Here is a 14,879-nt window from a genome sequence, read left to right as displayed (position 1 = left end):
CATCATGGATATCGAGACCAACAGGCCAACGACAGCCGCGCCCGCGTCCCTTGGGATGATGCGATGGCTTCACCGGGCGGTCGAATGGCTGGCGATCACGCTTTTCGCGGCCATCGTCATCGTCGCCGTCGTTTCGGTCGTGAACCGCTTCTTCCTGGGCAATTCCCTGTCCTGGTCGGAAGAATTCCAGCGTTACGGCCATATCTGGCTGGTCCTGCTGGCCGTGACCATTGCCTATCGTCGCGGCGCTCATATCGGGGTCGACCTGCTGCATGACATGCTGCCCGGTCGCGCCGCCGCCTCGCTGCGCGGCGCGATCGATGCGGCCTGGCTGCTTCTGGGTGTGCTGATCTGCTGGTCGGCCTGGAAGATCCTCGGCGTGTCCTCGCGCCAGATCAGCGCCGGGCTGGGGGTGACCATGGACAAGGTCTATGCCGGCTTCCTGCTGGCGGGCGGCTACATGATCCTGTCGGCGGCCGAACAGCTGGTGCTGCGCATTGGCGGCGAGGTGCGGTCATGACGCTGATCCTTCTCTTCGGCGGCCTGCTGGCGCTGGTCCTGCTGGGCCTTCCGGTGCTTCTGGCGATCGGCTTGACCAGTACAGCCGGCATCTTCGTCCTGCCCGGTGTCAATTTCGCCCTCTTCGCGCAGCGCACCTTTGCCATGATCGACAGCTTCAGCCTGCTGGCGCTGCCCTATTTCATCCTCGCCGGGGCGTTGATGGCCAAGGGCGGGCTGTCGCGGGCGCTGGTCGGCTTTGCCCAGACCCTGGTCGGCCATCTGCGCGGCAGCCTTGGCCATACCAGCGTCGTCGCCTGCACGGCCATGGCCAATGTCTCGGGCTCCTCGGCGGCCGAGGCGGCGACGGTCGGCTCGATCCTCATTCCCGAGATGAAGCGGCAGGGCTATCCCGGCGGACTGGCCTCGGCCATCGTCGCGGTATCGGCCATCATCGGCCCGATCATCCCGCCCTCGATGACGATGATCGTCTATGGCGCCATGACCGGCGTCTCCATCGGCGGGCTGTTTCTGGCCGGGATCGTGCCGGGGCTGCTGCTGGCGGCGACGCTGATGCTGTTCATCCGCGTGCTGGCCGGAACCGGGCGCTATCCGGCGCTGGCCCGGCACGGGCAGCGCGCGACCCTTCGCCAGCTGCTGGGCGCCATCCGTCAGGCCTGGGTCGCGCTTCTGGCCCCCTTCATCATCCTGGGTGGCATCTTTGCCGGGGTCTTTACCGCGACCGAGGCGGGTGTGGTGGCCTGCCTCTATTCCGCGCTGGTCAGCATGGTGATCTACCGCGAGATCGGCTGGCGCGACCTGCCGCAGATCATCCTCGATGCCGCGGTGACGACGGCCATGGTGGTCGGCATCATCGCCGTCACCGGGGCGCTTGGCTGGATCCTGTCCTATCTCAGCTTCAACGACATGGTGCTGGGCTTCCTGCGCGGGGTCTCGGACAACGGCCATGTGGTGCTGATCCTGATGCTGGCCATCGTCCTGATCCTGACCATGTTCCTCGAAAGCCTGTCGGTGCTGATCGTCTTCGTCCCGATCGCCACCTATGTCGGGCAGGCCTATGGCTTCGACCCGCTGCAGCTGGGCGTGCTGATGATCGTCGCCAACCAGATCGGCGCGGTCAGCCCGCCGGTCGCGGTGCTGCTGTTCATCACCAATGCCATCGCCAAGGTGCCCTACCTGGAAACCGTCCGCGCCGTGCTGCCCTTTCTGGGGCTGCTGATGGCCTATCTGATCCTGCTGGTCTTTGTCCCGCACCTGTCGACGACGGTGCCGGGGCTGATCCGGCCCTGACCCCCGACACTCAAAAGGAGAACATGATGTATGACGTAACCGACAAGGTCGCCCTGATCACCGGCGGCACCCGCGGCATCGGCCTTGCCATCGCCGAGGACCTGGTGGCAGCGGGCGCGCGCGTGGTGCTGAACGGCCGGTCCGAAACCCCGGAGGCGGCCGAACTGCTGCGCCGCCATGGCCGCCAGCGCGTGGCGATCGAACTGGGCGATGTCTCGGACACGGCCGAGGCCGAGGCGCTGGTCAAACGGACCGCCGACCGCTTCGACCGGCTGGATGTGCTGGTCCATTCTGCCGGCGGACCGGCCCCCGGCACGGTGCTGCAGCTTGAGGACAGTGACTGGCGCGCGGCCTTCGACATCCATGTGCACCCGGTCTTCACCCTGTTCCGCGCCGCCCATCCCTACCTGGCGCGCGAGGGCGGGGCGGTAATCCTGATTTCCTCGGTCGCCGGTATCCGGGGTTGCCCGGGCACGGTTGCCTATCAGACCGTCAAGGGCGCGCTGATCCCGATGGCCAAGGCGCTGGCCTTTGACCACGCCGCCGAGAACATCCGCGTCAACGTGCTGGCGCCGGGGATCATCCGCACCCGCTTTCACGAGGCGATGACCGATCAGGCCAGGGCGCATAACCTCGACAAGCGCATCCCGCTGCGGCGCGAGGGCAGCCCGGAAAACGTGGCCCAGGCCGCGCGGCAATTGATCGAGAATGATTTCGTCACCGGCGAGATGATCGTGGTAGACGGTGGCATGTCGATGCGGGTGACGGGGTAAGGCATGGCAGAGAGGTCGGATCTTGCGGTGATCGTCATGGGGGTCAGCGGCTCTGGCAAGTCGCTGCTCGCCCGGACACTGGCGGAGTCGCTCTCGGCCCCGTTCATCGAGGCCGACGACCTGCACAGCTGGGAAAACCAGCAGAAGATGGCAGCCGGCATCGCCCTGACCGACGCGGATCGCTGGCCCTGGCTCGACGCCGTGGGCCGGCAACTGGGCCAGCTTGCCCGGCGCGAGGGCAGGGCGGTCGCGGCCTGCTCGGCGCTCAGGCAGGTCTATCGCGAACGCCTGCACGCGGCGGCGGCCCTGCCGATCCGCTATATCCATCTCGGCGGCTCCCGCGAGGTGATCGCCGCGCGGATGCGGGCGCGGGCCGGTCATTTCATGAACCCCTCCCTCCTCGACAGCCAGATCGCCACGCTGGAACCACCTGTCGGCGCCAATGTGCTGAGCTGCGACGTCTCCGAAGACCCTGAGGCGATCCTGATGCGGGCGCGGGCGTGGTTGATCCCCTCCCACTGAAGTGGTCTGCCGCAGTGTTTAGGAGACGGAGGATCAGCGTAGTCGCTGATCTACGAGCCGAATTGTTGCGCCTCGCGCTATGGGAATCGCACGCAGGATAGTGTTCATCTCTGTTAGTTGGCCAGAGGTGGATGATGCAGTCGGTCGCCTGGGGCAAGCTGGACGGGACCGGGGGCCGACATACGCTGACCGCGCACTCAGCCGATGTGGCGATGGTCTTCGAGGCGCTGGTTGCCCTGCCGGAGTTCCGCCGGGCGCTGGCGGCGGCAGCCGGTGGTGCAGTGTCCGACGCGGCGGTCAGGCGGCTCGTGGCGCTGACCTTCATCCATGATATCGGCAAGCTGCACCCGGCGTTCCAGTCCAAGGCCCGGGGCGGATCGGAACGGATCAGCCATTCTTCGGCCGGATGCGGCCTGCTGGGGCTGGCCGCGCGCGAGGCAGCACATCCCTTGAAGTTGCTTGCCGCCCGGCTGTTCCAGCGCGATGCGCGGATGATGCCCTACCTCGCGGCCGTCTTTGCCCATCACGGCAAACCGGTCGAGCCCAGTCACCGCGCACCCGGGCAGTGGCCCGGTCAGGCATGGATGGCCGATGCGGCGGATTACCAGGCGTTCTTCGACGCGGCCTTTCCCGACCTGGAGCCGGCCCCGCTGCCCGAGGCCGCGGCCTTCCAGCATCTCTATGCCGGGCTTCTGGCGCTGGCCGACTGGATCGGGTCGGATCGCGATTTCTTTCCGTTCGAAGCCGAGCCCGATGCGGATTACCTGGTGACCTCGAGGGCCCGAGCGGAACACGCGCTGCGACAGATCGGGCTGGATCGGCAGGTCGCGGGTCTGCCGGATGCGGATTTCGGTCGGATGACCGGCTTTTCGCCGAGCGCCGCTCAGGCGGCCATCGCGGAGATCTCGCCGGATGCGCGGCTCGCCATCCTCGAGGCCGAGACCGGATCGGGCAAGACCGAGGCGGCGCTGTGGCATTTCGCCCGGCTTTCCGCGGCGGGAAAGGTGTCGGGGCTGTATTTCGCGGTCCCGACCCGGGCGGCAGCGCGGCAGCTGCACCGCCGGGTCTGCCTGGCGGTCCGTAACCTCTTCGGCGATGCCGCGCCCGAGCCGGTTCTGGCCATCCCCGGCCAGCGTGTCGCGGGCGAGGCGACGGGCCGGGCGCTGCCGGATTTCGTCACGGTCTGGGATGACGCGGAAGAGCCGGTCAAGTCACGTTGGGCGGCCGAGCACGCGACGCGGTTCCTGGCGGCGAGTGTCGCCGTCGGCACGGTTGACCAGGCCATGCTGGCGGCCCTGCAGGTGAAACATGCCCATCTGCGCGGCGCGGCGCTGAGCCGCAGCCTGCTGGTGATCGACGAGGTTCACGCCTCGGACAGCTATATGACCGTCATCAACCAGGCGCTGTTGCGCGCGCATCTGGGTGCCGGGGGCCATGCCTTCCTGATGTCGGCGACCTTGGGTGCGGTGGCACGCTCGGCCTACCTGGGGCAGCCATGCCCCTCGGCCGACGAGGGGCGGGCCGCGCCATTCCCGGCCTTGTGGGTTCCCGGCGCGCCGGTCATCCGCATCGCGCCGGGGCAGGACAAGCAGATCGGTCTGACCGCCGTGGACAGCATGGCGGCAGACGAGATGGCGGGCCGTGCGATCGCGGCGGCGGGGCAGGGCGCGCGCGTGCTGGTCATCCGCAACACCGTCGGCGCGGCGGCGGAATGCTGGCGCGCGGTGCAAGAGGCCGGTCGTGCCGATCTGCTGTTGCAGGTCGCCGGCGCTCCGGCACTGCACCACGCCCGCTTTGCCGCCGAGGACCGGGCCTTGCTGGACCGGGCGGTCGAGGCGGCGCTGGCGCCGGATCTCGCGGCGGGTTCAGGCTGCATCGTGATCGGCACGCAGACGCTGGAGCAAAGCCTGGACATCGATGCGGATGTCCTTCTGACCGATCTCTGCCCGATGGATGTGCTGCTGCAGCGGCTCGGGCGGCTGCATCGCCACGCCCGGCCCCGGCCTCAAGGTTTCGCAGCGGCGCGGGCGCTGGTCTTCTGCCCCGAAGGGGGGCTGGATCGGCTGGCGGGGCGGAACTATGAGAACGGGCTGGGGTCAGCGCCAACCTGTCCCCCGTCAGCGCGCTTGGGACATCTGGTGTGATTTTGTAATGGAGGGTTTCTGGCTCATCGTAACCGCCAAGGGGTGGAGATGACATAGAACCCCGGAACGGCAAAGCCTTCCGCCGAGCGGATCGTCAAGGACATCCGCTGTCGAACTCGCAGGCATCATTTAGCGGAAGAGAAGATCAGGATCGTGTTTGAGGGCCTGCGCGGCGAGTAGAGCATCGCCGATCTCTGCCGCCGTGAGGGCATCGCGACGAGCCTGTACGACAGCTGGTCGAGGAGGTCCACGAAGCCGGGAAGCGCTGCTTGGTGGGCGATACCGCAGGCCAGGCATCGAGTCCCTGGAATGAAAGAGCTCCGGGTCGAGGGGGCCGCCCTCAAGGAGGCCTTTGCCGATCTCACCCTCGAGAACTGTCTGCTCAAAAAGGGCATGATCGCGGATGGGGAGACGAGGTGTGAGGTCCCCTGCATCTGAGAAGCTCGGGATCATCCGTCTCCTCGAAGGCTCCCATCTTCGGGCGAAGCGCAGGCTGGACCGGCTCGGCATACCCACCTTCTACCGCTGGTACGACCGCTCCCTGGCCTTGGGCGAGGCGGGCCTTGAAGTCCGAAAGCCGCATCCCGGCCGGGTCTGGACTCGCAGTCCCGACGAGATCCGGGAGGGGATCGAGTGTCGGGCGCTCGATGAAACGGAGTTGTCGCCACGGGAACGCGTGCTGCGCTTCACCGACACGGAAAGGCATTTCGCGTCAGAGGCTTTGGTCTACCCCATCCTCAAGGCGCATGATCTCATCGCCAGCCGCGCTTTCGTGGTGATCAAGGCAATAGACGAGATACGGGACAAGACCAAGCGGCCGAACCAGATGTGGCAGACCGATTTCGCCTCACTGAAGATCACCGGCCGGGGCTGGTCCTCTCTCGGCACGATCCTGGACGACGTCTCGCGCGCCTTCGTGGCATGGAAGCTTTGCACGACCCTGAAGGCCCGCGATGTCACCGACACGCCGGAGTTGGCGCTCGCCGCATCGGGCTGCGACAGCGGCAGGTCCGGCACAAGCCGAGGCTGCCATCCGACAACCGCTCCAGCTACGTCTCCGGCGATCTGACCGAGTGGCTCGAGTACCAGGGCATGGACCATGTCCGCGGAACTCCGAACCACCCCCCAGATCCAGGGCAAGATCGAGTCCTAGCTGTGAAGTCTCAGCAGGTTGTTCACCCGGAACGGGGTAGGCTGCAATCGCCAAACCACAACCGGAGCCTCAGCAGGATGAACAACCCGCATCAGAATGCCCGCCTGACGCTTCACAGTCGAGAATAGATTATGGCCCGTATCATCGGGGGCCAGAGCGCGTCGGAGGTTGCTGTGGCCCTTGCCGTTACGGTTCGCACGGTGCGCAAGCGCGCCCGCCCGAGTGGTGGGGCGGCTGCCGCAGGCGACAGTGGTCCTGATCCTCCATCTGCGCCGGAGCCTGCGGATGACAGGGGCGGCGATTGCGGCGAAACTCAGTCTGGCTCGGTCCACCGTTTCGTGCTGGCTTCGGCGCGAAGGCCTGGGGCGGCTCGCGCGGCTCGATCCACCCGAACCGGTGCGGCGCTACCAGCGCGAACGGCCGGGCGAGCTGATCCACTTGGATATCAAGAAGCTGGGCCGGTTCGAGAGGCCCGGCCACCGCGTCACCGGCACGCGGGTCAGTTGCCTCAACCGTGGCGCGGGCTGGGAATTCGTGCATGTCGCGGTGGATGACGCCACCCGTCTGGCCTATGTCGAGTTGCTGGGCGACGAGCGCAAGGACACGACCATCGGCTTCCTCTTGCGCGCGCTCCGCTGGTTCCGCGCCCAGAGCGTCCGGGCCGAGCGGGTGAGACCGACAACGGCAGCGCCTATCGCTCCCGCCGTTTCGCCAAGGCGCTGCGGTGGCTCGGCATTCGCCACATCTTCACCGGACCCTATACGCCCAAGACCAACGGCAAGGCCGAAAGGTTCATCCAAACCCTCCTGCGCGAATGGGCCTATGGCCTTGCCCATCCCTCGTCTGACGCCAGAAACGCAGACCTGCCCCGATGGATTGACTGGTTCAACCGATCAAGGCCACACTCTGCTCTCAACGACCTGCCACCCCTCTCAAGGGTGAACAACGTGATAAGATCTCACAGCTAGACGCTGGTGCTAAAGAACCGTATCCTGCTCGAGAACCACGATCTACCAGGTGCCCTTGAGGTCACGATCGGCGCGTTCGCCGACCACGACAACCATCACCGTTGTCGCGTGAGCATCGGCAATCCCATGCCCGCCGACGCATCCTTTGGCCGTGCTAACGCAATCGTCAGCGAAAGCAGTACGATCAAGGAGCAGACGATGAAGCGGCGCCGATTGAGTAATCAGCGGGACGCAGCGAAACTCCAAACCGGATAAGCCAGATCCGCCTCATGGCAATCGCGCTCAGAGGCCCAAACTATCTGACGAAGGACACCTGACGGAAACTGAAGAAAACTGACGAACTAAAAGCGACAATTAACTGAAAAATCATGATATATCTTGAATGGAAATCCATGTCCATGACGTGCAGGTCACGCGGGAAAGCCCGAACTACCGGCTGGGGTGATCCCGGTTCGGCCAGCCGTGACGACAGGCCGCGCCGGTTTCAGCGCGCCACGGGCCGGATCGTCTCGTGCGATCAGACCGGTCAGGCCCAGCACCCGGCAGCTATGGATGCGTGTCGTGCACTGTTCCCCGCCGCAGCCGCAGTGGCGTCGTGCCGAACCAGCGCCGGCAGGCGCGGGTCAGGACGGGCTGGTCGGCATAGCCGAGCATGATGCCGATCTGGGCGAGGCTCAGATGCCGCTGCGCCAGCAACTGCCGCGCCAGTTCCTTCCGCGCCGCGTCGCGCAGATCCTCGAACCTTGCGCCCTCGGCACCCAGGCGGCGCTGAAGCGTGCGCGGATGCTGGCCCATCAGGGCGGCAACAGTCGCAAGTTCAGCCATGTTGGCCCGCACGAGGTTGTGCAGCAGGGCAGAGACTTGATGCACGGTCGTGTGTCCTTCTTCCGGGGTAACGCCCGAAAGGAAACGCTCGATGAACTGCCTCAGCAACGGACTCTGGTCCGGGATGCGGCGCCGAAAACCCGCCGGATCAACCGCGATGCCGTCGAAATCAGAGTCGAACTGCGGCACGATCCCGAAATGGCGCCGGTACTGGTCGTCGCTGCCGACCTGCGGGTGGCGAAAGTGGATCTCGGCCGGGCGGGTCGCGTGATCGGACAGCTCGAGCACGAAACGGTGAAGCTGGCCGGCGGCGTTCTCGGCCGTCTGCGGCATGGCCGGCAGATCGAGCACCCGCTGAAACATCTCGATACATTCCAGCTTGCCGTCGGCCGAGCGGAAATGCCGGTATCCCTGTGCCGGGACGTAGAAGCTGGCATGCTTGATCCCCAGCAGAATACCGTCACGCACCGTCGGCGCGGATTTCATCAACAGCCAGAGAGGTCCGAACGAGTCCGGGCTTTGCAATGCGCTGATGCGCAGGCCAAGATCCGCGACCCCCAGTTTGCGCGCCGCTGCTTCAATCGCCAGAACGACCGAGCTGTAGCGGACGAACTTGTCGGGCACCTCCATGTCCGCAGGATTGAGGCCGAACGCGCGGATGCTGGCGTCGAAGTCGCCCCCCGCGTCACGGAGGGCGGTCTGAAAATCGACCAGCGATCCCGCGCGCACGATGTCCAAGTCTTCTGAGCCAGACACGTCCCTCTCCTCTTGTCGCTCAAGATCAATAATCTGTCACGCAAAAGCAAGACCCGGCGTGGTCTCCACAGCTATCTTCCTTCCTACGATTGGGCCGCATCGCTGCGGTGAGACGTGAGATCGGCAGGTTGAGCATCGAGGGTAGGTTATCCGTCGCCGCAGGGCGAGACCGGTCCCGACCCATCGTCTCTGGTGCCGCATCACGAGTTGGGAACCCGTCACGGGCGATCGAGGAGACGCCGGGGCGAAGGAGGAGGGAAGGGCCATGCTCATGACTATGGAAAGCGCCATGACGACCAATGCGAGTGACCGGGTGGTCGTCGAGCGGCAGAACGCCGTCGAAGAACTCGACGTCGTCATCATCGGCGCGGGTATCTCCGGCATCGGGGCCGCGAGCTATATTCGCCGCGAGCTTCCCGGAAAGACCGTCTGCGTGCTCGAGGCGCGCGACAGCGTCGGCGGCACCTGGGACCTGTTCCGCTACCCGGGGATCCGCTCGGATTCGGACCTCCATACCTTCGGCTACGAGTTCAAGCCCTGGCGCCACGACCACGCCATCGCCGATGCGCCGCTGATCCTCGATTATTTGAAGGAAACGGTGGGCGAGAATGGCCTGACGGGCCTGATCCGGCTGCGCCATCGTGTCATGGCGGCTGACTGGGACTCGGCCCAATCCCGCTGGACCCTCACCGTCGAGGCGACCGATCCGGCGACGGGTGAGGTCAGCACCAAGACGCTGCGGGCCGGGTGGGTTTTCGCGGCTACCGGCTACTATCGCTATGACGAAGGCTTCACGCCGCAGTTCCAGGGGCAGGACGAGTTCGAGGGAACCATCATCCACCCGCAGCACTGGCCGGAAAATTTCGACTATGCCGGCAAGAAGGTCGTGGTGATCGGCAGCGGCGCGACGGCGATCACCATCGTGCCGTCGATGCTGAAAGGGCCCGGCGCGGCCAGCCATGTGACCATGCTGCAGCGGACGCCGACCTATGTCCTGGCAATGCCGCGCGTCGACACGATGGCCTTGGCGCTCAGCAAATATCTGGGTGAGAAGCGTGGCTATGCCGCCGCGCGGTTCAAGAACATCTGGTTCGACCGGGGCGTGGTCAAGTTCCTGCGCAGCTTCCCCAAGCTGGGCCGCTGGCTGATCCGGCGCGAGAACATCAAGCGCCTGCCCAAGGGCTTTGACGTCGACAAGCATTTCAACCCGCCCTACGACCCCTGGGACCAGCGCCTTTGCCTGGCGCCGGACGGCGATTTCTTCGACGCGATCTCGTCAGGGGCCGCCAGCGTCGTGACCGACCGGATCACCCGGTTCAGCAAGCGCGGGATCGTGCTGGATTCCGGCGAAGAGTTGGAGGCCGATGTCATCATCATGGCGACCGGCCTGAACCTGCGGCTGTTCGACGGGATGCCGATCACGGTCGACGGCACCAAGATCGACATCACCGACTCCTTCGCCTATCGCGGCATGCTGCTGAGCGGCATTCCCAACTGGGCCATGGCGATCGGCTATACCACGTCGTCCTGGACACTGAAGGTCGGCCTGATGTGCCGCTACTTTATCGATCTGGTGAAGCATATGGACGCCAATGGCTACGACCGGGCGATGGCGGTTGCGGATACGGGCATGGACCGCAGGCCGATCATGGACCTGCAGGCCGGCTATGCCAAGCGTGGCGCGCGCATCCTGCCGAGCCAAGGACCGGCCAAGCCGTGGCGCATGGCCATGTCCTATGTCGAGGATGCCAAGGCCCTGCGCGGCCCGGTCTTTGACGAGCATCTGAAATTCGGCTCCAGCGCGCGTCCTACCCGTCACGTCAATCAAGGGCAAGAGGCCCATGCGTGAGCAGGGCGGCATCTTGGACGCCGAGCGCTTCGCGACGGTTCCGTCCGGAACGACCATCTGCTTTCGGGACCTCGGCAAGGCATCCGATCCGGCCCTGCTGCTGATCGCGGGGCTGGGCGAGGATATCAATGCCTGGGGCGGCGAGTTCGTCTCCGCCCTCGTGGCCCGCGGCTTCCGCGTGATCACCATGGACAACCGCGATGTCGGCAGGTCCACCTTCGCATCCCGTCCGGCGCCGATGGTCTGGCGTCAGGTGCTGGCGCGGCCCCGCAAGGATGCCTATTCGCTGGCCGACATGGCCGCTGATGCGACCGGCGTCCTGGATCACCTGGGGATTGGCCGGGTGCATCTGGTCGGCCGCTCGATGGGCGGGATGATCGCGCAGACCATCGCCGCGACAGTTCCCGACCGGGTTCTGTCGCTGACCTCGATCTATTCGACCACGGGTGCGAAGAAGGTCGGGCAGCCGGTGAGAACGGCGGTGAGAAAGTCGACCACGGTAGCGGCGGGATGAGCCCGCTGCGGGCGGCGTAAAAGTCGTCCACCTTTACCCTTTCTGGCGACAGGGAGGGCGGGAGGATTTTCACCGTGGATTTGTATCGGAAGGTTCGCCTGGCTTGTTCAGAAGGCATGAGCCAGCGCGAGGCTGCGCGTCAGTTTGGGGTTTCCCGCGACAGCGTTCGGAAGATGTTGGCGTTCTCGGTTCCGCCTGGATACCGGCGGACGGCGCCGGTGAAGCGGCCGAAGCTGGATGGGTTCACCGAGATCATCGATGGCTGGCTGGAGGGGGATCGCGAGGTCCATCGAAAGCAACGGCACACGGCGAAGCGGGTATTCGAGCGGCTTCGCGATGAGCATGGCTTCACCGGCGGCTATACGATCATCAAGGACTATATGCGGGAGCGCGAGCGGCGCGGCCGAGAGATTTTCGTGCCGCTAGCCCATCCGCCAGGACATGCCCAGGCCGACTTCGGCGAGGCTGTGGTCGTCATCGGCGGCGTCGAGCAGAAGGCGCACTTCTTCGTTATGGACTTGCCGCACAGTGATGCCTGCTTCGTGCGCGCCTATCCCGCGGCGACAGCGGAAGCCTGGGTAGACGGCCACGTCCACGCCTTCGCCTTCTTCGGCAGGGTGCCGGTATCGGTCCTCTACGACAACGATCGCTGTCTTGTTGCGAAGATCCTGGCGGACGGCACACGTCAGCGGGCCACGCTCTTCAGCGGGTTCCTGTCCCACTACCTGTTCCGAGACCGCTATGGCCGCCCCGGCAAGGGGAACGACAAGGGCAACGCGGAAGGATTGGTCGGCTATTCCCGCCGCAACTTCATGGTCCCGGTCCCGCGGTTTGTGAGTTGGGCTTCGTTCAACGCCTATCTGGAGGAGCAGTGTCGCAAACGTCAGGCGGATGTTCTGCGCGGCCAGTCCGAGACCATCGGGGAACGCCTCGTGCGAGATCTGGTCGTGATGTCTGATCTGCCACCCGCGCCGTTCGATGCCTGCGACCAAGCCACCGGGCGAGTCAGTTCCCAAGCGCTGGTGCGCTACAAGACCAACGATTACTCGGTGCCGGTCGCCTACGGCCACCGCGATGTCTGGATCAGGGGCTATGTCGACGAGGTTGTGATCGGCTGCGGTGGCGAGCTCATCGCACGCCACCCCCGCTGCTATGACCGCGAGGACATGGTGTTCGATCCGGTGCATTACCTCCCGCTCATCGAGAGGAAGATCAATGCTTTGGATCAGGCCGCGCCTCTTGCCGAATGGAACCTGCCGCCGGAGTTCGCAACCCTGCGCCGCCTGATGGAGGCGCGGATGATCAAGGCGGGACGCCGGGAATATGTGCAGGTTTTGCGCCTGCTGGAAACCTTCGACATCGATGATCTCCACGCGGCCGTGAAGAAGGCCCTGCAATTGGGCGCTGTCGGCTTCGATGCCGTGAAGCACCTCGCTCTCTGCCATGTTGAGAAACGGCCGCCGAAGCTGGACCTCGATGTCTATCCCTACCTGCCGCGGGCCAACGTGGGGACCACCTCGGCGGCAAGCTACATGTCTCTGCTGTCGGGAGACGCGGCATGACCGGTGCGCCGCAGATCCTGCTTGCTCATCACCTGAAGACGCTGAAGCTCCCGACCTTCTTGCGGGAGCACGAGAAGCTGGCGCGCCAATGTGCAGCCGAGGGCCTGGACCACGTCCAGTTCCTCGCCCGACTGGTCGAACTGGAACTGATCGACCGCGAGGGACGGATGATCGAACGCCGGATCAAGGTTGCAAAGTTCCCCGCCAAGAAGAGCCTGGACAGCTTCGACTTCAAGGCGATCCCGAAGCTCAACAAGATGCAGGTGCTGGACCTTGCCCGTTGCGAATGGATCGAGCGGCGCGAAAACGTCATTGCGCTCGGACCGAGTGGCACGGGCAAGACGCATGTTGCTCTGGGGCTGGGACTGGCCGCTTGTCAGAAAGGAATGTCGGTCAGCTTCACTACGGCCGCGGCACTGGTCAACGAGTTGATGGAAGCCCGCGACGAGCGCCGCCTCCTGCGGCTCCAGAAGCAGCTGGCTTCGGTCAAACTGCTCATCATCGATGAACTGGGCTTCGTGCCTCTGTCAAAGACCGGCGCCGAGCTACTCTTCGAGATGATCTCGCAACGCTACGAGCGCGGCGCCACGCTCATCACCAGCAACCTGCCGTTCGACGAATGGACCGAGACCTTCGGAACAGAGCGGCTGACCGGCGCTCTGCTCGACCGCCTGACCCACCACGTCAACATCCTCGAGATGAATGGCGAGAGCTACAGGCTCGCGCAAAGTCGGGCCCGAAACGCCGGCCAGACCCCATAGAAAACCGCAACGCGCGCTTGAGCCCGCCGCTCGGGCTACGCCCTCCCGGCGGGCTCAAGCGCGCAAGAAAGTGGCCTGCTTTTGCGCCGCCCCGTGGCCGGTTTTTGCTCCGCCGTTGACAGAACAACCTACCCGACGCGCCATGTGCCGCCACACGGGCCGCTAAGAGCGTCTGTGCATCCGCCACCACGGGGACAAAGCGCAGGGCATTCGCGTTCTTGCCGCGGGCGATGCGAAAGCCGGAGCCATCTACGCGGACCTGATCGGTTTTCAGGGTGGCGATTTCGTCAATGCGGCAGCCTGTGGCGAAGGCAAGGCGGAGCAAGTCGCCCTGGCGTGTGCCGCGTAGCGACGCGGCCAGCAGCTTTGCAGCCTCTTGCGGCTTGAAGTCTTCGCGGGATTGCGCAGCCTTGGCGGTTCGCTTGATGCCGCTTTGGAATACCCATGGATTGCCATACCGCTTTGGGGTCTTGCCCACATCGCCAGCCCATATCCACACACCAGCAAGCAGTGTGATGTTCTTTTCCACCGTCTTTGCCGCCATGCCGTGCGGGTTGCGCCGGCCAGTCAGGCGGGGCAGGTATTCGACACGGAAGCGGCGGGAAGCTTCGGGTGTCAGGTCTTCAAGGCACACCGTGTTGTCGGTGTCGCGGAGGAAAGCCCGCAGGTGCTTGGCAGCGGTCTTCAGGTTATCCACCGTAGACTGGCTGATCGGCTTAAACTGCGACGGATTTCCGGGGCGGCGGGCTTCGATGTATTCGGCAAGGGCGCGTTCCAGCGGATACCCCTTCCCTGTGGCGACCCGAGAGAACCGCCTCAGTTGATCCACAGGGAAGCCACGGGCGGCGGCGGCTTGTAGTTTGCCGTGCAGCAGCATTTCAAGACGACCGTGAGCATCATCGGGGTTCGCGGCGGCGTCTGCGGCAATCGCTTCTCGCCACTCGAAGGCTGACGGCAGCGAGAATGCACCCTTGTCGCCTTGCTGTGCTTCAAGTTGGCGCAAGTCACCCAAGAGAATGTCGCGGCGCTTGCGGGCGTCGGGTAGGTGACGAGTGGCAAGGCCGCGTTTGATTTCCTTGCCCAGTCGCTTCCCATCCCGAGGGTTCGGCAGCCCCAATAGGGCAAGGGGCGTCACCATCCTGAAAACCCAGCTCTTGCCGGGGCCGCGAGGTTGCACGAGATACTGCACGTCTTCAGCCTTTCTGTGGTCCATTTTGGACAACGTCGGCTTGGACATCGGCAG

Annotated in this window: 11 protein-coding genes and 2 pseudogenes; 11 read left to right on the top strand and 2 right to left on the bottom strand. The window is 65.1% G+C overall.

What is annotated here, in order from left to right; translation table 11 throughout:
* Positions 1–4 precede the first annotated feature (4 nt).
* The 7 genes and pseudogenes from CX676_RS05920 to CX676_RS05890 all read left to right on the top strand — a co-directional run bounded on the left by CX676_RS05920 (position 5) and on the right by CX676_RS05890 (position 7,369).
* Positions 5–520, top strand: a complete 516-nt coding sequence (locus CX676_RS05920) for a TRAP transporter small permease (protein WP_101751790.1) — start codon at positions 5–7, stop codon at positions 518–520.
* On the top strand, positions 517–1,809 hold the full coding sequence (locus CX676_RS05915; protein ID WP_101751789.1) for a TRAP transporter large permease: 1,293 nt from the start codon (positions 517–519) through the stop codon (positions 1,807–1,809). Before CX676_RS05920 ends, CX676_RS05915 begins: the two co-directional genes overlap by 4 nt.
* Before the next feature lie 23 nt (positions 1,810–1,832).
* Positions 1,833–2,582 carry an SDR family NAD(P)-dependent oxidoreductase gene (locus tag CX676_RS05910; protein WP_101751788.1) on the top strand — a complete coding sequence of 250 codons (750 nt, stop codon included), beginning with the start codon at positions 1,833–1,835 and terminating at the stop codon, positions 2,580–2,582.
* A 3-nt stretch (positions 2,583–2,585) separates the two neighbouring features.
* Positions 2,586–3,104, top strand: a complete 519-nt coding sequence (locus CX676_RS05905) for a gluconokinase (RefSeq protein ID WP_198590290.1) — start codon at positions 2,586–2,588, stop codon at positions 3,102–3,104.
* Between the two features lie 134 nt (positions 3,105–3,238).
* Positions 3,239–5,248, top strand: a complete 2,010-nt coding sequence (gene cas3 / locus CX676_RS05900) for a CRISPR-associated helicase Cas3' (RefSeq protein WP_198590289.1) — start codon at positions 3,239–3,241, stop codon at positions 5,246–5,248.
* A 90-nt stretch (positions 5,249–5,338) separates the two neighbouring features.
* A pseudogene (locus tag CX676_RS22910) lies at positions 5,339–6,395 on the top strand (DDE-type integrase/transposase/recombinase); the annotation flags it as partial.
* A gap of 137 nt (positions 6,396–6,532) precedes the next feature.
* Positions 6,533–7,369: pseudogene (locus CX676_RS05890) on the top strand (IS481 family transposase).
* 546 nt (positions 7,370–7,915) lie between these two features.
* Here the strand turns inward: CX676_RS05890 and CX676_RS05880 are convergent.
* A complete protein-coding gene (locus tag CX676_RS05880; RefSeq protein WP_232816638.1) occupies positions 7,916–8,923 on the bottom strand; it encodes an AraC family transcriptional regulator in 1,008 nt (335 codons plus the stop codon).
* 292 nt (positions 8,924–9,215) lie between these two features.
* On the opposite strand from CX676_RS05880, the gene CX676_RS05875 reads away from it, so the two are divergent.
* The 4 genes from CX676_RS05875 to istB all read left to right on the top strand — a co-directional run bounded on the left by CX676_RS05875 (position 9,216) and on the right by istB (position 13,636).
* The gene (locus CX676_RS05875; protein WP_198590288.1) at positions 9,216–10,799 is read left to right on the top strand and encodes a flavin-containing monooxygenase; all 1,584 of its coding nucleotides are present in this window, start codon (positions 9,216–9,218) and stop codon (positions 10,797–10,799) included.
* Complete coding sequence (locus tag CX676_RS05870) at positions 10,792–11,313, top strand: alpha/beta fold hydrolase (protein ID WP_101751783.1); 522 nt, start codon at positions 10,792–10,794, stop codon at positions 11,311–11,313. Before CX676_RS05875 ends, CX676_RS05870 begins: the two co-directional genes overlap by 8 nt.
* Positions 11,314–11,387: 74 nt before the next feature.
* Positions 11,388–12,875, top strand: a complete 1,488-nt coding sequence (gene istA, locus CX676_RS05865; protein ID WP_157935855.1) for an IS21 family transposase — start codon at positions 11,388–11,390, stop codon at positions 12,873–12,875.
* The gene (istB, locus tag CX676_RS05860; protein WP_028095139.1) at positions 12,872–13,636 is read left to right on the top strand and encodes an IS21-like element helper ATPase IstB; all 765 of its coding nucleotides are present in this window, start codon (positions 12,872–12,874) and stop codon (positions 13,634–13,636) included. Before istA ends, istB begins: the two co-directional genes overlap by 4 nt.
* Here istB and CX676_RS05855 read toward each other — a convergent pair.
* Positions 13,560–14,873, bottom strand: coding sequence for a tyrosine-type recombinase/integrase (locus tag CX676_RS05855; protein ID WP_101751781.1), 1,314 nt, complete (start codon positions 14,871–14,873; stop codon positions 13,560–13,562). The genes istB and CX676_RS05855 overlap by 77 nt on opposite strands.
* Positions 14,874–14,879 lie beyond the last annotated feature (6 nt).

The organism is Paracoccus zhejiangensis (assembly GCF_002847445.1).
In the GTDB taxonomy this organism is placed as follows: Bacteria; Pseudomonadota; Alphaproteobacteria; order Rhodobacterales; family Rhodobacteraceae; genus Paracoccus; species Paracoccus zhejiangensis.
The sequence above is the reverse complement of the archived record's forward strand: the minus strand, read 5'-3'. Positions and strand labels throughout refer to the sequence as shown.